Origin of the sequence: Paractinoplanes atraurantiacus (genome assembly GCF_900215205.1) — a bacterium.
Taxonomy (GTDB): domain Bacteria; phylum Actinomycetota; class Actinomycetes; order Mycobacteriales; family Micromonosporaceae; genus Actinoplanes; species Actinoplanes atraurantiacus.
Genome location: NZ_OBDY01000053.1, coordinates 1 through 19,938 on the forward strand (window position 1 = coordinate 1; position 19,938 = coordinate 19,938).

Here is a 19,938-nt window from a genome sequence, read left to right on the forward strand (position 1 = left end):
CCGTCCGGCGGCGGATTCAGCGTCGAGGAGATCACCGCCGACTCGTCGATGACCGGGGGCCGGCCCGACCGAGGCAGATCCGCCAGGGCGTCGATCCCGCCGGTCTCGTATCGGGCCCGCCACGCGATCACCGTCTGCCGGGTCATCCCGACCTGCCGGCCGATCTCGGCGTTCGGCAAGCCCTCCGCCGCCAGCAACACCATCCGCGCCCGCTGCACATGACCAGCCGGCGCAGTCGACGAACGCGTCAGCTCCCGCAGACGCGCACCATCACCAGGACGCAGAACCAACGGCGCAGCAACTGACATGCCTTCATTGTCCCGCACCACCACCGTCAAATCACTTCAGACACGTGACACTAGGTGGTCAGGCCGAAGCGCTCGATGATGCCCGGCAGCCAGTCGGGCTCGCCGAACCGCAAGCCGTAGCGCTCCGCGAGGTCGGCGCCCTGACCCGCCGCCGCCGGGCCGGCCGCGAGTATCTCCGCCACCTCACGGAAGAAGTGCTCGAAGCCGGCCGGGGTGATGATCTCGGTCATCCGGGCCGGGACCGCGCCGGCGTTCCACATCGCGTGCAGCTCACCGCGCGGCTTGGTGATGTAGCCGCCCGGCCCGAGCACCACCTCGCGGTCACCCGAGCGAAACCCGATCTCGCCCTCGGTGACGATCGAGTATTCGTCCTCCCTGGTGTGCATGTGCGGCGCGACCAGAGCGCCGACCGGAAACGGGTGCTCGACGATCGCCAGCGCGCCGCCGGTGTCCTCGCCCCACAGCTTGAAATGCACGCCGATGTCGCCCAGGTCGCCCACAAGTCCGCCGCCCGGCGACACCACGGTCAACGGCGGCGGCTCCGATGTCGTCATGCGACGTGCTTACCGCATCACGCGACCACCAGCCAGCCAATTCGGAGTCACCCGGGCCCGCTGTCAGCTGAGGGCTGAGGTCAGCTCCCTCCGGGAGGCGATGCCGAGCTTGGCGTAGATCTTGCGGAGGTGCCATTCGACAGTGCGCGGGCTCAGGAACATCGATCCCGCGATCTCGCCGTTGGTGCGGCCCTGCACGGCCATGGCGGCGATGGCCGACTCCTGGGGTGTGAGCTTTTCGGTGGTACGGGGGTCGGCCACCGTACGGACAATGGTGTTTCCGCCGCAGGCGGCCAGTTCTCGGCAGGCCCGCTCGGCGAAGCCCTCGGCGCCCATCTCGGTGAAGGCCTCGTAGGCCGTACGCAGGTGCAGGCGCGCCTCCGCCCGGCGCCCGGCCCGGCGCAGCCACTCCCCGAACAACAGGCGGGCCCGGTGGGCCTCCAGGGTCGTCTCGGGTGCCGACAACTCCTCGATGGCCACGCGGAAACTCTGCTCGTCGGCGGCGGCCAGCCCGTCGGCCAGCGCCTGCATGCCCCGCGACCAGGCGGTGTCCACGGTTGCCGTGCGCTCCCGCAGCGACGCGCAGGCCGAGACCGCGATCGGCTGGTCGCCGGTGTGCACGGCCGCCTCGACCAATTCCAGCAGCGGCCACTGGTGCAGGCCCAGGTCCGGGTAGGCGGCGCTTTCCTGGGCCGCGGCCAGGGCCGCCTTGTGGTTGCCCAGTCCGTTGTGGAGGACGGCCTTGGCGTGCGCGGCCATCGTGTGGCGGCGGCCGTCGTTCCAGGCGGCGGCGTCGCGGAGCTGTTCCTCGATCAGGTCGAGGGCCGGGCGCTCGCGGCCCCGGTAGGCCGCCAGCACCAGGTGGGTCGGCTGCATGACCGCGCCGCCGGTGAGGCGGACGGCCGCGTCCAGCTCGTCGAGGAGCCGCGCGGCGTCGGCGAAGCGGCCCGCGTACACCAGGCTCCGGGCTTGAAGGGCGAACGCGGTCGGCAGGAGCGAGAGGGCGCCGGTGTCGCGGGCGAAGGCGACGGCGCGCTCGCTCATCCGGTAGGCGTCGTCCATCCGGTGCAGCTCGTGGGCGACCGGGGAGGTCAGCCAGATCAGGCTCAGGTCCTCCGGTTCGGTCATCGCGTCGAGGGCCCGGGCGAGCAGCGGCAGCGCCCGGTCGCGCCCGTCGAGAATCCACGTCGTCAGCCCGGCCAGCAGCAGATCGCGAAAGTCGAGCCCGGCGGGAAGGGGGCCACGGAAGTCCGGGCCGGCGGGAAGCGGATCGCGGCGGTCCGCGCCGACAAGCGCGTCCCGGGCCGCGAGGGCGGCCCGGCGCAGGTCGTCGCCGCCGAGCCGGCCCGCGTAGAGGGCGGCCCCGATCGCCGACAGGAACGTGTCGCGGGCCGCGACCGGGTCGAGCGACCGCAACCGGACCGCGGCCGCCAGCAGTGCCGGGCCCGACTCGCGGCCGTGGGTGACCGCGAACGCCACCTGGGCCCGCAGCCGCTCCACACGGGCCCGGTCCAGGTCGCTCAGCGGGCCGATCTCGGCCGCGGCCAGCAGGTCCGGGACCTGGGCGTACGAGCCGGCGTGGGCCCTCGTGCCGGCCGCCGACACCAGCAGCGCGCCCCGGCGTTGCTGGTCGCGGGTCAGTTCGGCCGCCCGTTCCAGGAACGCCGCGGCCGCCGACCGGCCGCCCCGGGCCAGGGCCCGGCCGGCCGACTTCTCCAGCTCGGCCGCCACCTCCTGGTCGGGTCCGGCCGTGGCGTGGGCCCGATGCCAGGCCCGGCGGTCCGGGTCGCGTTCCCCGTCGGTCGCCTCGGCCAGCGCGCGGTGCACCTCGCGCAACGAGGCCACGTCGGCCGACCGCCACGCGGCCGAGCGGACCAGCGGATGCGAGAAGCGCACCGCCGTGCCGATCTCGATCAGCCCGTCGATCTCGGCCGGGGCCGCCGCCTCGGGTGAGAGGCCCAGCGTCTCCAGCGCCCGGCGCAGCAACAGCACGTCGCCGACCGGTTCCACCGCCGCCGCGATCAGGGCCATGCGGGCCGGCCCGGGCAGGGCCGCGATCCGCTGGCGAAATCCCGCCTCGACCCGGCTCTCCAGCGACGCCACACCGCAGCCGCCGAACCCGAACGCCAGCTCCGCCGCGGACAGCCCTTTCGTCAGCTCCAGCAAGGCGAGCGGGTTGCCGCGGGTCTCGGCCAGGATCCGGTCGCGGACGCGGGCGTCCACCGGCCCGGTCAGCACCGAGTCGAGCAGCGCGCCCGCCTCCGCCTCGGGCAGGCCCTCGACCCTGATCTCGGGCAGGTCGGTGAGGATCGGCTCGGGGGCCGGGTCGCGCACGGCGAAGACCAGCGCCACCGACTCGTCCTTCAGCCGCCGCGCCACGAAGGCCAGGATCAGCCCGGACAGCCGGTCGAGCCACTGCACGTCGTCGACCAGGCACACCACCGGCCGGCCGTGCGCGCTCAGCAGCCCCAGCGTGGCCATGCCGAGGATCAGCAGCTCCGGCGTCTCGCCCGCGCTCAGCCCGAAGGCCACGCTCAGCGCGGCCCGCTGCGGCGCCGGCAGCCGGTCGAGCTCGCCGATCAGCGGCGCGCACAGCTGTTGCAGCGCCGAGTAGGCGATCTCCGACTCCGACTCGACGCCCGCGGTCCGCAACACTCGCAGGTCCCCGTCACGCCCGGCTTCGCCGCCCAAGTGTCTCAGCAGCGCCGTCTTGCCCGTGCCCGCCTCGCCCCGCAGCACCAGCGCCCGGCTCCGGCCGTCCCGCACCTCCCGCAGGACACGATCGAGCTCCTGCTGTTCCCGCTGTCGGCCGCGCAGCTCGCGACCGGCCGTGTTGACCAGCATCATGTCAACATCCTCGGCAAGGCGGCCGATCCGCACATCGCGGCCAGCCCCACTCCCCACTACCGGTTAGCCGGTAGTGGGGTTGCCGCCGCGAGCTACGGTTGGCCGCGTGATCTGGTCGGTGGCCCTGTGGCACCTGATCGGCGCGCTGACCGATGTCAGCCCGGCCGGTCTGGTCGTGGGCGCCCTGCTGGTGGCCGTGCTCGCGGCCGTCGCCGCCGCCACCCACCGTTCCCCGGTCGGCGCCCCGCAGGTCACGCCCGGCGTGCTGCGGCAGCGCGCCGCGCGCATCCTGCCCCGTCATCGCGACCCCGACGCTGCGGGGCGTACCCGACCTCGAGGACCTACCCGGCGGCTCGCTCCCGCCCGGTAATTCGTCTTCGTCCTCGAGGGGTTCTTCATGTCTGCCGTCTACACGGCGATCTCCGCCGTGCTCTTGTTCTGGCACGCTCTCTGGGAGCGTGTGCTGTCCAGTCCCGACTGGCCCTGGATCCTGGGCATCGTCTTTCTCGTCCTGACCATCCGCGTGCTCCTGCTGCCGCTCGCCGTGCGCCAGGTGAAGTCGCAGCACGCCGTCCAGGCCCTGTTGCCGCGCGTCCGCGAGCTGGGTAACGACCCCGAAGCCGTCGCCGCCCTCTACCGTTCCGAGAAGGTCAGCCCGTTCGCCGGCTTCCTGCCGCTGCTGGTGCAGATCCCGGTCTTCATCGGCCTGCTGCACGTTCTGCGCCACATCAAACCCGGATCAACGATGGCTACTTTGTACGGCTGGACGCAGACCCAGTTCGACAGCGCCGCACACGCCGAGCTGCTCGGCGCGCCCATCGCCGCCACCTTCGGCCACCACCTGGGCGCACCGGCGCTGACCGTCCAGCTCGTCACCGCGGCCCTGATCGCCGTCATGATCGTCACGACCTACCTGTCCACCCGCATGTCGATACAGGGCGACGGGCTCGTTCAACGCCTCATGCTGTACGGCATCCCGGCCTCCCTGCTGATCTCCGGCGTGATCTTCCCGCTCGGGGTGATCGTCTACTGGGTGACGCAGAACCTGTTCGGCCTCGCCCAGCAGGCCTGGATCAGGCGCCGGTACCCGATGCCCGGCGAGCCGCCTCGCGGCGCCGACGGCGATAAGGCAAGATCACAGGGTGCTACCGGATGAGGCTCTCGACACGTCGACATTGAACGAGCGGCAACGCCAGATCCTCTCCGTGATCCAGAAGTGGGCGTTGCGGCACGGCTACTCCCCCTCGACCCGCGAGATCGCCGACGCGATCGGCCTGGCCTCGACCTCGACGGTCAGCCGGCATCTGCGTGTCCTGGAGGAGTACGGCTTCCTGCGCCGCGGCCGCTCGACCCGCCCGGTCGATGTGCGCATGTTCCTGCAGCCGGTGCCGCAGCAGCGGAGCGAGACGACCACGGTGGGCGTGCCGGTGCTGGGCGACATCGCCGCCGGCACGCCCATCCTGGCCGAGCAGAACTCCGACGAGGTGCTGCCGCTCCCCCGCGACCTGGTGGGCCGCGGCACCCTGTTCGGCCTGCGCGTGCGGGGCGACTCGATGATCGACGCCGCCATCTGCGACGGCGACCTGGTCATCGTCAAGCAGCAGCAGGAGGCCTACAACGGCGACATCGTGGCCGCCATGATCGACGACGAGGCCACCGTCAAGGTCTACCGCCGCCGCGCCGGCCACGTGGTCCTGGAGCCCCGCAACCCGGCCTACGACAACATCGACGGCGACCAGGCGGTCATCCTCGGCAAGGTCGTCTCGGTCCTCCGGCGTACTTAGAAATCGGTCGAGAGCGAGAGCTCTTCCCACGCGGCGATGTCACGGTCGACGGCCTCACGGGCCGTCCGCACCACGCGCAGGGCGTCGGAGCCGAGCACGAGATGCCGCGGCGGCTCGGCGGCGCCGACGATCCGCAGGACGGCGGCCGCGGCCCGCGCCGGGTCGCCGAGCTGGTTGCCGCTGGCCCTCTGCCGCGCCGCGCGGATCGGCCCGAAGACCTCGTCGTAGTCGGCGATGGTTCGCGGCGCCCTGGTCATCGAGCGCCCGGCCCAGTCGGTGCGGAACGACCCGGGCGCCAGAGCCGTGACGTGGATGCCGAAGCCGGCGACCTCCGGTGCCAGCGACTCGAGGAGGCCTTCGAGGGCGTATTTGCTGCCGCAGTAGGCGGAGACTCCCGGGAAGCCGGCCAGCCCGCCCATCGACGTGACAGCCATGATGTGGCCGCGCCGGCGTGCGCGCATGAACGGCAGCACGGCCTGGATGGTGGCCGCCGCCCCGAACACGTTCGTGGCGAACTGGGTCTGCAGAACCGGCAGCGGCGTCTCCTCGAAGGTGCCCTCCACCCCGTACCCCGCGTTGGCGATCAGCACGTCGACCGGCCCGACGGCCTCCTCGACCTCGGTCACCACCGCGACGACCGCGTCGTCGTCGGTGACGTCGAGGAGGCGCGCGTGGGCCCGTGAGGGGTGCAGCGCGGCGAACGCCGTCGCGTCGGCCTCGGTGCGCACGGTTCCGGCCACGGTGTGCCCGGCTTCCAGGGCGGCGACGGCGAAGGCACGCCCGAGTCCGCCGCTGACCCCGGTGATCAGAAAGGTATGTGTCACGCCGAAAACCCTGCGCGCCTGGTCAGGGTCCCGGCCAGGACGTGTCGTACCCAGGCAGCCCGCCCGATCGCGGCCTAGCCTCGACGCGTGAGCGGCAACGACCTCGGCGAGTTCCTGCGCGTCCATCGTTCCCGGCTGCGGCCCGGCGACGTGGGCCTGACCTCGTACGGCAAACGAAGGGTCGTGGGTCTGCGGCGTGAAGAGGTCGCCGTGCTGGCCGGCATGAACAGCGACTACTACGCCCGCCTGGAGCAGGGCCGCGAGCACAGCCCGTCATCGCAGGTCGTGGAGGCCATCGGCCGCGCCCTGCGGATGGACGACCAGGCCCGCGAGCACCTCTTCCGCCTGGCCGGCGCGACGCCGGACGGCCGGGACAAGCCCGAGGAGACGGTCAGCGGCCCGCTGCGGCAGCTCATCGACGCCCAGAGCGCCGCGGCCTTCGTGCTCAACCCGGCCAAGGACTTCATCGCGGCCAACGCCCGGGCCGAGCAGTTGTTCTCGCCGTTCGCGGCCGTGGACAACCTGGCCCGCATGACGTTCCTCGACCCGGCGGCCCGCGCGTTCTTCGCCCGCTGGGACGATTTCGCCGAGTCGGTCGTGGCCGGCCTGCGCCACGCCGCCGGCCTCGACCCGGACTATCCCCGCCTGCGCGACCTGGTCCGCGAGCTCGGCGAGGAGAGCGTCGATTTCGCCGCGCTCTGGTCGTCGCACGCCGTCCACGGCAAGACCCTGGACGCCATCGAGCTGGTCCACCCGGACACCGGCCCGTTGCCGGTCGTGTCGCAGTCGTTCGACGTGCGGGGCGCGCCGGGTCAAATTCTGGTCGTTTACCAGCCAAAGACGCACATCTGAGGCATCCCGATCGTCACGATAGTGACATGAGGGCAACACGTGTCGCTCCGACGGGGATCGAGCGGACCTTTCGCGAGGACGAGATCATCGTGACGAAGACCGATACCCGGGGCGTTCTCACGTACGCGAACGACGTGTTTCTGCGGATCTCGGCGCTCGACGAGGACGACGCGGTCGGGCAGCCGCACAACATCATTCGGCATCCGGACATGCCCCGGGCGATCTTCAAGCTGCTCTGGGACACCCTCAAGAACCGGCAGGAGATCTTCGCGTACGTCGTCAATCTCGCCTCCGACGGCGGCCACTACTGGGTGTTCGCGCACGTCACGCCCTCCTACGACGCCGGCGACCGGATCATCGGGTATCACTCGAGCCGGCGTACGCCCGACAAGGCGGCCGTGACCGCCGTGGCCGAGCTCTACCGGCGGCTCCGGGCCGAGGAACAGCGGCACTCCAGCTCGCCGGCCGCGCTCGAAGCCGGCTGGCAGCTGTTGCAGGACACTCTGACCGGGCGCGGGCAGACCTACGACGAGTACGTCTGGGAACTCACCAATGGCGGCCTCCGGTGACCGGCGACGACGTCCTCCGGATGATCGGCGAGGTGTGTGACCGGGCCAAGGCCGGCGATCTCGAGGCGCGGCTGCCCAAGGTCGACGGCTCCGAGGTGGCCCGCGAGACCCGGATCAAGCTCAACGGGCTGCTCGACGTCACCGACGCCTTCGTCCGCGAGTCCGGCGCCGCCCTCGACGCCGCCGCCGAAGGGCGCTTCCACCGGCGGTTCCTCACCCGCGGCCTGTCCGGCTCCTTCCGCAAGGCGGCCGCGCAGATCTCGCACTCCAGCGATCAGATGAGCGTGTCCGCCGCTCAGCTCGGCGAGGCCGCCCAGTCGCGGGTGGCGCTCGCCGACGAGCTCGAGTCGGCCGTGCTCACCGTCTCCGAGCAGGTCGCCACCGCCGCGACCGAGATGGGGGCCTCGGCCAACGGGCTGGCCGACTTCGCCCGCGAGGCCGTCTCCGACGCGGAGCGCGGGCTGGTCACGGTCGGGTCGCTGCGCGCGGCCTCGGACGAGATCCGCCGCGCGGTCGACCTGATCAACAGCGTGGCCGCGCAGACCCGGCTGCTGGCGCTGAACGCGACGATCGAGGCGGCCCGGGCCGGTGAGATGGGCCGCGGCTTCAGCGTGGTCGCCAGCGAGGTGAAGAGCCTGGCCACCGAGACCAGCTCGTCCAGCGAGGAGATCCTCGGGCAGGTCACCACCGTGCAGCAGGCCGCCAACGACGCGGTGCGCGTGCTGGAGGCGGTGACGGCGAGCATCCGGGAGATGAGCGGCCTGGTCAACGGCATCGCCCAGGCCATCGACGGCGGCCACGACTCGGGCATGTCGGGGCTGTCTCAGTTGGCCGAGGTCCTGCGGGGTGAGGTCACCCGCTTCGTCTCCTCCGCTCGGGGGTCGTAGACCGGGGCCTCGTACGCGTGCGGGACCGTGACCAGGAAGGCGGCGCCGCGCGGCTGGTTGGGGCGGTAGCTGACGTCCAGGCCGCCCGCCTGGGCCAGCTGGCGCACCAGGTACAGCCCGAGCCCGGTGCCGCTGGTCCGGGTGGCGACGCCGCTCTCGGCGCGGGCGAAACGGTCGAACAGGTGCTCGACGAACGCCTCGGGGACGCCTTCGCCCTCGTCGGCCACCTTGACCTCGACGTGGTCGCGCCGGTTGGCCACGGTCACCGTGACCGGCGGCTCGCCGTACTTGTCGGCGTTGGCGATCAGGTTGCCCAGGATGAGCTGGAGATGCTTGGGGTCGGCGAAGCCGTAGATCTCGTCGGGCGCCACCACGGTGACCTGCTCGGCGGCCACGGCCGCACGGACCAGGTGCGACAGGTCCACTCGTACGGGCCGGGCCACCAGCGCCCCCGCGTCGAGCTGGGCGAGGGTCAGGATGTCGGTGACCAGCTCACTGGCGCTGTGCCCGGCCGCGGTCATCCGGCGTACATCGTGAAGCTTGGCCTCGGCCGTCGACTCTCCCCAGTCGTCCAGGAGCAGCTCGCCGAGGCCGATGATGCGGGTCAGCGGCTGGCGGACGTCGTGGCTGAGCATCGCCATGACGTCGCCCAGATGGGCGTTGACCTGCTGAAGTCGCTCGGCGTGCTCGGCCAGCTCGGCCCGGTCGGCGAGCCGGGCCCGTTCCAGGGCACGGCGCTCGGTGGTGTCGATGATCTGCATGGCGAAGTACTGCGGGCGGCCCTCGTTGTCGCGCAGCAGGGCGCTGGTGACCGACGCGTCGATGATCCGGCCGTCCGCGTGGACGTACCGTTTCTCCAGGTCGAAGCCGTCTGTCCGGCCGGAGAGGCAGTCGCGGATGTGCTCGGCGGCCCGGCCCACGTCGTCCGGATGGGTGATGTCGTCGCTACGGCGGCCGATCAGGTCGGCCTCGGATCGGCCGAACAGCTCGGCCGCGGCCGGGTTGACCCGCACGTAGCGGCCCTCGGTGTCGGTCAGGGTCATGCCGATCCGGGAACCGTCGAAGACCTTGCGGAACCGGTCCTCGCTGAGCCGCAGGTCCTGGCGGCTGCGCCGGGCCCGGCCGGCCGCGGCCACCACCAGCAGGCCGACCACGGCCGCTCCGGCCAGACCGGCCCGCCCGGCGATCTCGTTGTCGCCCAGCGTCGCGAACAGCACGTCCTCGGGTACCGCGGCCGACAGCCGCCACGGCGTGCCCTCGATCGGGGTGGACGAATATCGCCACCACCGGCCGCCGGCCTGATATCGGCCCTTGGCGTTCTGGCGCAGGGCCGCCGCCAGCGGCTCGTTCTCGCCGGCCAGGGTGGGCACCGCACCGTCGAGCGTCCCGTTCGCGGCGACGATGCTGCCGTTGCCGTCGACCAGCTGCACCTGGGCGCCACTGTAGGTGAGGGCGGTGGACAGATAGGTCGACAGCGGGCTGTCGCGGATCTCCACCGCGCCGGAGAAGACGCGCCGCCCGCTGGTGGTCTGGAAGGGCACCGCGAAGGCGACCACCGGCAGGCCGCGCACGGCCGACGACACGACCGGGGACACGGCGGTCCGGCCGTCGTTCAGGGCGGTCCACAGGTGGGTGTAGCGCGCGGCCAGGTCCTTGCCGATGATCGTCGGGTCGTGCGGCACGACCTGCAGTGCCCGGCCCTTCGAGTCGAGCAGGACGGCGGCCGGATAGCCGAAGCCGGCGACCGCGCGGGCGAAGTCGCGCGCGTCGACGGTCGGGTCGGAGAGCGAGGCGCGGGCCTGCACCCGCTCCCGGTCCATCAGATCGCCGGTGTAGCTGGTGACGAAGTCGCCGAGCAGGCCGACTCGCAGGTTGAAGCGCTGCGCCAGCGACTGCCGGCTGTCGTACTGCTGCCAGAACAGCACCGCGGTGCCCACCGCGACCAGCACCAGCCAGATCAGCAGTGGGACGAGCGCGGGCCTGATCCTGCGCGCGAGCCTCACGCTGAATCATCGGCCGTCTCGGCGATCTGCTGAGCGGCTATCGCCGGTGGACCGCCAGGACCGCGATGTCGTCGGTCGGCTGGTCGAGGCCGATGCTGGTCATCACCTCGGAGCAGACCTGCTCGGGCGCCGCCGGCCGCACCACCTCGATGAGGGCGTCGATGCCGACGTCGATGACCCGGTCGCGGCGCTCGATGAGCCCGTCGGTGTAGCACAGCATCAGGGCGCCGGGCGGCAGATCGATCCGCGTGGTTTGCCGCGGGCGGCCGGCGCCGACGCCCAGTGGGGCGTCGACGGGCATCTCGACCAGGCCCTTCTGACCGTTCGGCAGGGCCAGCACCGGGAGCAGGTGACCGGCCGAGGAGAGGTGGACCGTGGTGTGGTCGGGTGAGATCGTCGCGTACAGGGCCGTGGTGAGACTGCCGGCCTCGAAATGCCGGACCTTTCGGTCCAGGAGGGTGAGGACCTCGGCCGGATCGTCACTCATCAGGGTGTACGCCCGCAGCGCGCTCCGGACGCGGCCCATCACCACGGCCGAGGCCAGCCCGTGGCCGGACACGTCGCCGATGACCAGCCCGAGCGGGCCCGAGGGCAGGCGGAACACGTCGTACCAGTCGCCGCCGAGACCGAAGTCGTGACCGGGCACGTAGCGGGCCGCGAACGAGAGGTCGGGCAGCTCGGGCAGCAGCGGCGGCAGCAGGCTGCGCTGCAGGGCCAGGGCCGCGGCCTGGTCGAGCTTGCGGGCCCGGATCTGCCCGGCCGCGCCGGCCCGGTCGGCCGCCACCTCGAGCAGACGGATGTCGTCGCCGGTGAAATGCCGGGGCGAGCAGGTGCCCACGTGCAGCACGCCGATGATCTCGCCGGCGGCCAGCACCGGCACGCCGAGCAGCGAGCGGATGCCCTTCTCGATCAGCACCGGGCTGACCACGTCGTCGGCGGTCACGTCGTGCAGCACCACCGGGCGGCGGGCCTGCGCGACCCGGCCCGAGAAGCCCTGGCCGACCGGCACCCGGATGCCCTGGCGGATCTCCTGCTCGAGGCCCCTGGCGGCGGTGGCGACGAGCTGCTGGGCGTGCGAGTCGAGCAGCATGATGGCGGCGGTGTCGGCGTCGAGCAGATCGCGCACCCGCTCCAGCAACTCGTCGAGCAGATCGGAGACCTCGAGCCGGGACAGGGCGGCATCAGTGACGGACTCCAGGCGGCGTAGCCGCTCGTCGTCACGCATCGCCCCCACGAGGCCACCCTAGTTGGAGTGACCCCCCGGACGGGAGGCGGGAAGTGCGAACCTGGCCCACACGTGTTTACCGCCCACCGCCGGGTACCAGCCGACGTCGAGCGCGAGCCGTTCGGTGAGCCGCAGCCCCAGCCCACCCGACCTTTTCGGACGGCGGGCGTCGACGGCCGGGCGTCCTCGCGGATCCCGGTCGGCCACGTCGATGATCACCGCGTCGGGGCGGCGCAGCAACGCGACGACGGCCCGCGACCGGGCGTGCCGCAGCGCGTTCGAGGCCAGCTCGGTCGCCACCACGAGCAGCGTGTCGCTGGCCGGCACAGTGTCCACTTTCCGCATCTCGGCCCGCAGGATCCGTAACTCCACCGGCTCGCCGATCGTCCACCGGCCGACTTCCTCGGCGGTGAGCGGCTGCATCATCCGCCATCCCGTCATGCGCCCTCTAGTGCCCCGCCGGGCGCGCCGCAAAGCTTGTGGATCATCTTCACCCTGGTCACGACCGTCACATCACCCGTCCGGGTGTCTGTTCAGCCCGCGTTGCGGGCCGTGATCAGCCAGCAGGACGCGGTGAAGCGAACGTTAGTGCCACTAATGAAGGGGTCGAAGGCCGCCCGAACCGTCTCGATGATCCGCGAGCGCCTCGGCTCCTCCACGTCCGCCAGGATCTGGCCGACCGGGCCGAGTCGCGTGAAATAACCGGTCAGCTCGCTCTCCGGCATGGTCAGCTCGACGTCCAGTGGCTCCAGCTCGACGTCCGACCAGCCGCTCTCGGCCAGGATCTCCCGCACCAGCGAGGGGTCGGCCAGCCCGAACTGGCCCGGCCCGTCCCGGCGCGGCGGCAACTCGGGCAGCAGCGGCCCGGCTGCCCGCTCGGCGGTCGTCATGAACGGGTTGTCATCGATGTCTCGCCACACGACGAGGCGTACACCCGCAAGCGGCTTCGAAGCTCGCCGAAGATTGGCGAAAGCGCGCACCGGCTCGGGAAAGAACATCACGCCGAAGCGGGAGACGATGGCGTCGAACGAGGCGGGTGGGAAGTCGTACACCTGCGCATCGGCTTCGATAAATGCAATGCCGTCGCCCTCCCGCCGGCGGGCGGCCGTGATCATCGGTGTCGAGACGTCGATGCCGACCGCCCGGCGGCCCGGCGTGCGCGCGATCGCGGCCGTCGTCGCGCCGGTGCCGCAGCCGACGTCGAGCACCTCACCCGCCGGCAGGCCCTCGATCAGCACCTGTTCGAACGGCCGGAACAACTCCTCCAGCATCGCCTGCGATGCCACCCAGCCCTGTCCGCCCGGACCGTTCCACCGGGCCGCCTGATCCACTGTCGCCATAACCCCTTGCCTTTCCGCGTCGTCCGTGTCAGCGTTCCAGCTCAAGTCGGCTTGAGGTCAAGGGAGACCCGCGGTGGACCTGGACATCGGTGAGGTGGCGCGCCGCTCCGGGCTGCCCGTCTCCGCCCTGCGCTACTACGAGGAGAAAGGCCTGATCGCCCCGAACGGGCGGCGTGGCCTGCGCCGGCAGTACGACGCCGGGGTGATGCAGCGGCTGGCGCTGATCGCCCTGGGGCGCAACGCCGGCTTCTCCCTCGACGAGATCGGCCGGCTCATCCCGGCCGGCCCCGGTGACGCGCCCGCGCTCGACCGGAAGATGCTGGCCGCGCGGGCCGACGAGCTCACCTCGACCATCCAGGAGCTGACCGTGCTGCGGGACGCCCTGCGGCACACCGCGGCCTGCCGCGCGCCGAGCCACGCCGAGTGTCCGACCTTCATGGCGGCCCTGTCTCACCCCGGCCGAATTGCTCCTTTTCGGGGGAAGCGCAAGTTGACAAAATGAGGTTTGATTGACGCGGCTCGACGCCTAGTCACGGATGGTGGTTCTGTGAGTTCCTGGATGCGGCGGCGCGATCACAACATCTTCTTCAACGGATTCGCGTTCTTGCTCTGCGGACTGCTGGCCGGCGTCGTGGTCGCGGCGGCCGCGTTCCCCGTGGTCGCGATGTCCGGGCTGGCCGCCAAGGCCGGCGGCGAGACGTTCGCGAGCCTGCCCGGCGAGCTCAAGGAGTTCAACTCCCCGCAGATCACCCGGGTCTACGCGTCCGACAACAAGACACAGCTCGCGCAGTTCTACGACGAGTTCCGCAGCGACGTGCGGCTCAAGGACATGTCGAAATTCATGCGTGACGCGATGGTCGCCGCCGAGGACCGCGAGTTCTACAACCACAACGGCGTCGATCTCAAAGGCGTCGCGCGGGCCCTGGTGAACAACAACAACGGCAAGTCCAAGCAGGGCGCCTCGACGATCACCATGCAGTGGGTACGGATGTCGCTGGCCTACTCCGCGACCAGCCCGCAGGAAGTCGTCGACGCGACCGAGGACACCCCGAAACGCAAAGTCACCGAGATGAAGTACGCGATGCAGGTCGAAAAGGAGCTGACGAAAGATCAGATCCTCGAGCGCTACCTGAACATCGCACCGTTCGGCAAGCAGACGTACGGGATCTTCGCCGCCAGCCAGGTGTATTTCAACAAGAAGCCGAAAGACCTGACGATCGGCCAGGCGGCCCTGCTGGCGGCGGTCGTCAAGGCCCCGTCCGCGTTCGACCCGACCACCGCCGAGGGCTACAAGGCGATCAAGCTGCGCCGCGACACGTACGTCATTCCCGGCATGGTCGAGATGGGCGCCATCACCCAGGCCCAGGCGGCCAAGGCGATCAAAGAGCCGATCCCGAAAGTGGTGAAGCCCATCGGCAACGGCTGCGTGTCGGTCTCCCGGAACGAGTGGGGCTTCTTCTGCGACTTCTTCTACCGGTGGTGGATGGAGAGAGAAGAGTTCGGGGCGACGTCGTACGACCGTGAGCGGCGCCTGAAGAGCGGCGGCTACCGCATCACGACGACGATCGACGTGAAGGCGCAGAGCCAGGCCCGCAAGCGCATCGCCCAGCTGATCTCCGAGAAGGACACGAACGCGCTCCTGCTGGCCGCGGTGCAGCCCGGCACGGGCAAGGTCCGCCTGCTGGCGGCCAACCGCCGGTTCAAGCTCGACGAGTCGAAGAACTACATGTCCTCCGACCCGGCCAAACGCAAGCGGGGCATCCGGGGCAGCTACCCGAACACGACCAACCCGCTGCTGACCGGCGGCGGCGACATCACGGGCTACCAGGCCGGCTCGGTGATGAAGATGTTCACGATGGTGGCGGCGCTGGAAAAGGGCGTCCCACTGGCGTACCAGATCAAGACGGAGAAGCAGTACCGGTCCAGCTACATCATCAGCTCCCGCAGCGAGTCGGCCTGCGACGGCACCCACTTCTGGTGCCCGCAGAACTCGGGCGGAGGAGGCGAGGGCGTCTTCAACATGTGGACGGCCTTCGGCAAATCCATCAACACCTACTTCGTGCCGCTGGAGGAGCAGATAGGCGCGGAAAGGGTGGTCGACGCGGCGAAACGCTTCGGCATCAAATTCCGGGCGCCGAGCGACGCCAAGCTGGCCTCACCAGGCTATTCACACCAGTGGGGTGCGTTCACCCTGGGCGTGTCGGCGACGACCCCGCTGGACATGGCGAACGCGTACGCCACCCTGGCCGGCGACGGCATGTACTGCGAGCCGACGCCGATCGAGCAGATCGTCACCAACAGCGGCCAGAAACTCGACATCGGCAAACCCAACTGCAACCGGGCGACCAGCGCCGACGTGGCCCGGGCGGCGCTGGACGCGACCCGCTGCCCGGTCGGCGACTCGGCCCGCCTGGGCAGCTGCCAGGGTGCGACGGCCCCGCAGACCAGAGACGTGGTCGGCCACCCGGTCTTCGGCAAGACCGGCACGACGGACCGCGACCGCACGGCGTCGCTGATCGCGGGAACGACGTCGCTGGTGGTGGCGGGCTATCTGGTCAACCCGGACTACCAGGCCCACAAGGACAGGTTGCGGCACGCCCAGGTGAACCCGGCGGTCTACAAGACACTGGCCGACTACATGGAGGGCAAGCCGTACGTCCAGTTCAAGCGCCCGGAGAGCCGAAAGATCGCGTACGGCGACCAGCGCCGCATCCCGGACGTGACATGCGACCCGCTGAGCGAGGCCCGCGATCGCCTGCGGGACCTGGGCTTCCGCACGTACATCGGCCGCGACGTGGACTCGAAGTGCCCGGTCGGCACGGCGGCGGGGACGTCTCCCAGCGGCCGCACGATCAAGGGCGGCATCGTGACGATCGAGGTCAGCAACGGTAAGGACGTTCCGAAACCGGCTCTGCCTGGGTTGCCTCCGATCATCACGCCGCCCCGGCCGGGAGACTGAACGCTAAGTGGGTTGGGCTCGCTTGCGCACGACGGCCGGGGGCGGAGGGTGCCAGGCGGGGGTCACTGGGCTCTGGGTGCGGGGTGAGCTGGGCGGTCACCTCGTGGAGCGCGGTGCTGGGGGTTCGCTGCCGCGCTGGGGTCCGGGTGGGAGCGTCTGCCGGGCAGGCACGCCGGGTGGTGGGCCGGGCGGCAATTCCAGGCCGGTCGCGCGGGTTGGGTGGCGGCTTCAAACCGCTTCTCGACCCGGGCTTTGGAGAGCCACGCTTGCGGTCATCGGTGGCCGGCGCAATGCGTCCGTGATCGCCACGCTGGTGGGCGCGACAACCGCTACGTCGGGCTCGTCGCCATGCCCGGGCGGCGCACGGCGTCGCGGTCAGCCTGCTCCCAGCGCGGGGGCTCCGCGACGACCGCGCGCGGGCGGGTCGCCAGGGGTGGAGCCGGTCCGAGACCGGGCCTTTACCGGGGGTGGGAGGGATGGATGCCCCACTTCTCGTGGGTGAAGCGCCAGAACAGTGCGACGGCCTCGGGGGCGGGGCGCGCGATGCGGTCGTCCCGGCCGGTGGCGGACCAGTGCTCGATCAATATGTCTTGGGAGTGAGGGCTGTCGGCTGGTTGTGGCCTGATCCAGATGACGTCGATCGGGCCGTCGTCGGGTATCGGGGTTGTGGTGACGGCCAGGTCGTGCATCGACATGAAGCCCGCCAGGCGGTCGGCCGCGGAGGTCCGGATGCCGGCCACCAGGTCGGCCATGACCGGCGCGTGCGGGGCGGTCCACTTCTCGATCCGGTCGGCGATCTGCTCCCAGGTCACCGCGCCGAAGCGAGTGAGGGCCCGTGAGTTGATGCGCACCGGGGCAGCATGCCATGCGCCGGCGCGCGCCGTTTCGCGTGTGAGGATGGGGTGGTGATCTCTGGGCGGTCTCGTGTTCTGTATGTCAGCGATCTCGGGTATGAAGCCCGTGGGCGTCGTTACTGCGACGAGGACATCTATCTGACGTCGCGGCTGCGTGGCCGTTTTGATCTGGCGGTGTGCCATCCGCTTGATGTTCGCGCGCTGATGGGCGACTTCGACGTGGTGGTGGTGCGCAACAGCGGGCCGGTGCTGAACTACCAGGCGGAGTACGAGGCGTTTCGTGCGGCCGCCGCTGAGGCGGGTGTGCGGGTCTTCACCGCGTTGACCGGCAAGGGTGACATGGCCGGCAAGCAGTATCTGCTCGATCTGTTCGCGGCGGGCTATCCGGTGATTCCGACTGTGGACCGGCTCGAGGATCTGGGGCGGCTGCCGGAGAGCGGCCGGTACGTGGCGAAGCCGAAGTTCGGGGCGGACTCGGCCGGGCTGGCCGTGGTCGAACGGCCGGGGCTGGCCGGGCTCGACTTCACGGATCTGCTGGTGCAGCCTCACATCGACTTCCGGTACGAGGTGTCCTTCTATTTCGTCGATCATCAATTCCAGTACGCCTTGTACGCGCCCCGGACGGACCGGCGGTGGGACCTCGAGCCGTACGAGCCGGACGAGGCCGACCTTGCCTTCGCTCAGCGCTTCATCGACTGGAACACCGTCGACCACGGCATCCAGCGGGTGGACGCCTGCCGGACCCGGGACGGCGGCCTGCTGCTCGTGGAGTTGGAAGACCTGAACCCTTTCCTGTCCCTGGACCGGGTCAGCCCGCCGGCGCGCGACCGGTTCGTCGAGGCCATGACGGATTCGCTCGTACGGCTCGCCGCGCGGTAAAGGCGTTGACGAGATCAGCTGAGGGCCCGATGGTTCCATGGTGATTATTCGGCGTGAACGTCCCGATGATGTCGACGCGATCCGCGCGGTCACGGCCGCCGCGTTCCGGGGGGCCCCGTACAGCGCGCCGCCGGCGGAGCCGGGTGGAGATCCGGGCGAGGCGACCCTGGTGTCGCGGTTGCGAGACGATGCCGGCTGGATCTCGCAGCTGTCGTTGGTGGCGGTCGAGGACGGTGCCGTGGTCGGCCACGTGGTCGCCACCCGGGCTCATGTCGGCGCCCGGCCGGCTCTTGGTCTCGGCCCTCTGAGTGTTCTCCCGCTCCGGCAGAGAGCCGGTGCCGGCACCGCCCTGATGCACGCCGTTCTGGGTGCCGCCGACGCGCTCGGCGAGCCTCTGGTCGCGCTGCTGGGCGACCCGGCCTTCTACCATCGTTTCGGCTTCGTCCCGTCCCGGCCGCTGGGGATAACCGCGCCGGACCCCTCGTGGGGCGACTACTTCCAGGTCCGGACCCTCAGCCAGTACGACGGCACGACCGGCCATTTCTCCTATGCCGGCCCCTTCGACCGGTTGTGAGCAAGGCGGTCAGCGGAATCCGGTGAGTGACAGCAGGACGTACCCCACCGCGGTCAGCGGAAGGGCGAGCAGCAGCGCGAGCCCGCGCTGCTGCCAGGACCGGCCCACCAGCACGGTGACTGCCATCCCCAACGCGATGAGGACGGCTGCGTACCCGACGGTGTCCGCGGTTTCGTAGCTCGGGTCCCCGACGCGCGTGAGCTGCATCGTGGCCTCGGCGAACAGCACCGCACCCGGCATGGCCGCGGCGGCGGCGCGAAGACGGCCACCGGTTCGCGCCAGCACGCCGGCCGCACCGAACACCGTGCCGGCCACCACGCCCGACCCCATCCAGAGCAAAGCGGTCACGTTGTACGTGTTGGCCAGGGCGTCGCCCTGGATCAGCGTGGCGGCGAGGTAGTAGCTGGGCACGGCCACGACCAGGCAGACGATCGCGCCGAGGATGCCGGCCGGCACCGTCCAGCGGCTGCGGAAGGTGAGCAGGAACGCCACCACGGCCCAGACGGCGATGGAGTTGCCCAGCCCGCCGAACGGAAAGGGCACGTACTTGATCCATACGAAGTCGAGAGCGCCCAGGAGCACGCCCGCGACGGGAGCTGCCACGGCCACGTTCCGGTTGATCACCATGATCGCTGATCGTACGAACCCGAGAAGCCCGGCACATCGAACCGCGGACAGACCACGCAGCCCGGTGATCCACCGAAAGGCAGACCGCCGGCGGAGAAGGTCAGGCCGACGCGGGCTGGAGGGACCGGCAAGGGGTGGCCGGGGGTATGCGGCCGGTGAGGTAGGCCGCCGGGGAGACGCCCATGATGGCGCGGAAATCGGCGATCATGTGGGGCTGGTCGAAGTAGCCGGTCCGGGTGGCCACCGCGGCCCAGCTGTCGCGGCCGGCCAGGGAGAGGACGCGCTGGACGCGGGCTATGCGGGCGAAGTGCTTCGGGGAGACGCCCACGTCCCGGGCGAAGAGGGTGCGCAGGTAGCGCTCGCTCACGCCGGCCCGGGTGGCGGCCTCCGGCAGGCGGGCCGTGGTGCTCAGGGCGGTCATCGCGGCAGTCAGGGCCGGGTCGCTGTCGGGCCCGGACAAGGCCTCGGCCAGCAGGACCTCGGGGTCGGGGGCGTGGGCCAGCTCGTCGGCCAGGCGGTGGGCGGCGGCGCCCCAGAGGTCGCTCAGGCGGATGGCCCGGTCCACCAGGGCCGAGGCGGGGACGCCCAGAACGGCGTTTGCGCGGCCTGGGGGCAGCCGGACCTGAACGCATGCGGTGGTGGGGCGGGCGGGGTGATAGCTGCCCCGGGTGCGGGGGCCGGAGACCAGGACGTCGCTGTCGCCGTCGGCTGTCGTCCGGAAGACGACCACTGTGGAGGTGTCGGGCTTCTGGATGACGGTGGGCGGCACAGCTCGACCCTAGCCGCGGGAAGGGCCGGGGTGCAGTGCCGATTCTTCCAAGACGGGCCGGTCCGCAACGGGCAGGTTGGGGC

At 71.0% G+C, this 19,938-nt stretch carries 21 protein-coding genes; 10 read left to right on the forward strand and 11 right to left on the reverse strand.

From position 1 onward, the window contains the following. The 3 genes from CRP55_RS52660 to CRP55_RS55970 all read right to left on the reverse strand — a co-directional run. Positions 1-332 (reverse strand): helix-turn-helix domain-containing protein (locus CRP55_RS52660; RefSeq protein ID WP_143235537.1); only part of this gene is annotated, 332 nt, incomplete at its 3' end. 26 nt (positions 333-358) lie between these two features. Next, positions 359-862, reverse strand: coding sequence for a cupin domain-containing protein (locus CRP55_RS50120; RefSeq protein WP_097329195.1), 504 nt, complete (start codon positions 860-862; stop codon positions 359-361). A gap of 63 nt (positions 863-925) precedes the next feature. Next, positions 926-3,709, reverse strand: a complete 2,784-nt coding sequence (locus CRP55_RS55970; protein ID WP_281260874.1) for a helix-turn-helix transcriptional regulator — start codon at positions 3,707-3,709, stop codon at positions 926-928. 106 nt (positions 3,710-3,815) lie between these two features. Here CRP55_RS55970 and CRP55_RS50130 point away from each other — a divergent pair, with 106 nt between their 5' ends. The 3 genes from CRP55_RS50130 to lexA are packed head-to-tail and all read left to right on the forward strand — an operon-like array spanning position 3,816 to position 5,493. Further along, positions 3,816-4,079: a DUF6412 domain-containing protein gene (locus CRP55_RS50130; RefSeq protein WP_218855197.1), complete on the forward strand. Its 264-nt coding sequence runs from the start codon at positions 3,816-3,818 to the stop codon at positions 4,077-4,079. A gap of 27 nt (positions 4,080-4,106) precedes the next feature. Next, positions 4,107-4,865: a membrane protein insertase YidC gene (gene yidC / locus CRP55_RS50135; RefSeq protein ID WP_097329196.1), complete on the forward strand. Its 759-nt coding sequence runs from the start codon at positions 4,107-4,109 to the stop codon at positions 4,863-4,865. Beyond that, a complete protein-coding gene (gene lexA, locus CRP55_RS50140) occupies positions 4,834-5,493 on the forward strand; it encodes a transcriptional repressor LexA (RefSeq protein ID WP_438865860.1) in 660 nt (219 codons plus the stop codon). Before yidC ends, lexA begins: the two co-directional genes overlap by 32 nt. Here lexA and CRP55_RS50145 read toward each other — a convergent pair. Further along, complete coding sequence (locus CRP55_RS50145) at positions 5,490-6,317, reverse strand: oxidoreductase (protein ID WP_218855199.1); 828 nt, start codon at positions 6,315-6,317, stop codon at positions 5,490-5,492. The two genes, lexA and CRP55_RS50145, sit on opposite strands and share 4 nt — an antisense overlap. A gap of 87 nt (positions 6,318-6,404) precedes the next feature. Between CRP55_RS50145 and CRP55_RS50150 the strand changes: the two genes are divergently transcribed. Genes CRP55_RS50150 through CRP55_RS50160 form a run of 3 tightly spaced genes read left to right on the forward strand, consistent with a single transcriptional unit; the run spans position 6,405 to position 8,625 of the window. After that, positions 6,405-7,169: a helix-turn-helix transcriptional regulator gene (locus CRP55_RS50150; RefSeq protein WP_097329227.1), complete on the forward strand. Its 765-nt coding sequence runs from the start codon at positions 6,405-6,407 to the stop codon at positions 7,167-7,169. A gap of 26 nt (positions 7,170-7,195) precedes the next feature. After that, entirely contained in the window at positions 7,196-7,738 is a 543-nt protein-coding gene (locus tag CRP55_RS50155; RefSeq protein ID WP_097329199.1) for a PAS domain-containing protein, read from the forward strand. After that, positions 7,735-8,625: a methyl-accepting chemotaxis protein gene (locus tag CRP55_RS50160; RefSeq protein WP_245924005.1), complete on the forward strand. Its 891-nt coding sequence runs from the start codon at positions 7,735-7,737 to the stop codon at positions 8,623-8,625. The genes CRP55_RS50155 and CRP55_RS50160 overlap by 4 nt, the downstream gene beginning before the upstream one ends. Here CRP55_RS50160 and CRP55_RS50165 read toward each other — a convergent pair. From CRP55_RS50165 to CRP55_RS50180, 4 genes are all read right to left on the reverse strand, one after another. Further along, positions 8,562-10,628 (reverse strand): sensor histidine kinase, encoded by a 2,067-nt coding sequence (locus CRP55_RS50165; RefSeq protein WP_097329200.1) that lies wholly within the window; start codon positions 10,626-10,628, stop codon positions 8,562-8,564. The two genes, CRP55_RS50160 and CRP55_RS50165, sit on opposite strands and share 64 nt — an antisense overlap. Before the next feature lie 37 nt (positions 10,629-10,665). After that, on the reverse strand, positions 10,666-11,853 hold the full coding sequence (locus CRP55_RS50170) for a PP2C family protein-serine/threonine phosphatase (protein WP_097329201.1): 1,188 nt from the start codon (positions 11,851-11,853) through the stop codon (positions 10,666-10,668). A gap of 18 nt (positions 11,854-11,871) precedes the next feature. After that, the gene (locus CRP55_RS50175) at positions 11,872-12,294 is read right to left on the reverse strand and encodes an ATP-binding protein (RefSeq protein ID WP_097329202.1); all 423 of its coding nucleotides are present in this window, start codon (positions 12,292-12,294) and stop codon (positions 11,872-11,874) included. A gap of 92 nt (positions 12,295-12,386) precedes the next feature. After that, the gene (locus CRP55_RS50180) at positions 12,387-13,193 is read right to left on the reverse strand and encodes a class I SAM-dependent methyltransferase (RefSeq protein ID WP_097329203.1); all 807 of its coding nucleotides are present in this window, start codon (positions 13,191-13,193) and stop codon (positions 12,387-12,389) included. A 73-nt stretch (positions 13,194-13,266) separates the two neighbouring features. Between CRP55_RS50180 and CRP55_RS50185 the strand changes: the two genes are divergently transcribed. Both CRP55_RS50185 and CRP55_RS50190 read left to right on the forward strand, forming a co-directional pair. Next, complete coding sequence (locus CRP55_RS50185; protein ID WP_097329204.1) at positions 13,267-13,695, forward strand: helix-turn-helix domain-containing protein; 429 nt, start codon at positions 13,267-13,269, stop codon at positions 13,693-13,695. A 57-nt stretch (positions 13,696-13,752) separates the two neighbouring features. Beyond that, on the forward strand, positions 13,753-16,152 hold the full coding sequence (locus tag CRP55_RS50190; RefSeq protein ID WP_097329205.1) for a transglycosylase domain-containing protein: 2,400 nt from the start codon (positions 13,753-13,755) through the stop codon (positions 16,150-16,152). Between the two features lie 458 nt (positions 16,153-16,610). Here CRP55_RS50190 and CRP55_RS50195 read toward each other — a convergent pair whose 3' ends face one another. Then, positions 16,611-17,003, reverse strand: coding sequence for a hypothetical protein (locus tag CRP55_RS50195; protein ID WP_097329206.1), 393 nt, complete (start codon positions 17,001-17,003; stop codon positions 16,611-16,613). Between the two features lie 54 nt (positions 17,004-17,057). Here CRP55_RS50195 and CRP55_RS50200 point away from each other — a divergent pair, with 54 nt between their 5' ends. Further along, on the forward strand, positions 17,058-17,885 hold the full coding sequence (locus CRP55_RS50200; RefSeq protein WP_218855201.1) for an ATP-grasp domain-containing protein: 828 nt from the start codon (positions 17,058-17,060) through the stop codon (positions 17,883-17,885). A 37-nt stretch (positions 17,886-17,922) separates the two neighbouring features. Continuing rightward, entirely contained in the window at positions 17,923-18,459 is a 537-nt protein-coding gene (locus tag CRP55_RS50205) for a GNAT family N-acetyltransferase (protein ID WP_245924008.1), read from the forward strand. A 9-nt stretch (positions 18,460-18,468) separates the two neighbouring features. Here the strand turns inward: CRP55_RS50205 and CRP55_RS50210 are convergent, their stop codons facing one another. Together CRP55_RS50210 and CRP55_RS50215 are read right to left on the reverse strand one after the other, a co-directional pair. After that, the gene (locus tag CRP55_RS50210; protein ID WP_097329207.1) at positions 18,469-19,086 is read right to left on the reverse strand and encodes a DUF6518 family protein; all 618 of its coding nucleotides are present in this window, start codon (positions 19,084-19,086) and stop codon (positions 18,469-18,471) included. Between the two features lie 100 nt (positions 19,087-19,186). Beyond that, positions 19,187-19,855, reverse strand: coding sequence for a helix-turn-helix domain-containing protein (locus CRP55_RS50215; RefSeq protein ID WP_097329208.1), 669 nt, complete (start codon positions 19,853-19,855; stop codon positions 19,187-19,189). Positions 19,856-19,938: the final 83 nt, after the last annotated feature.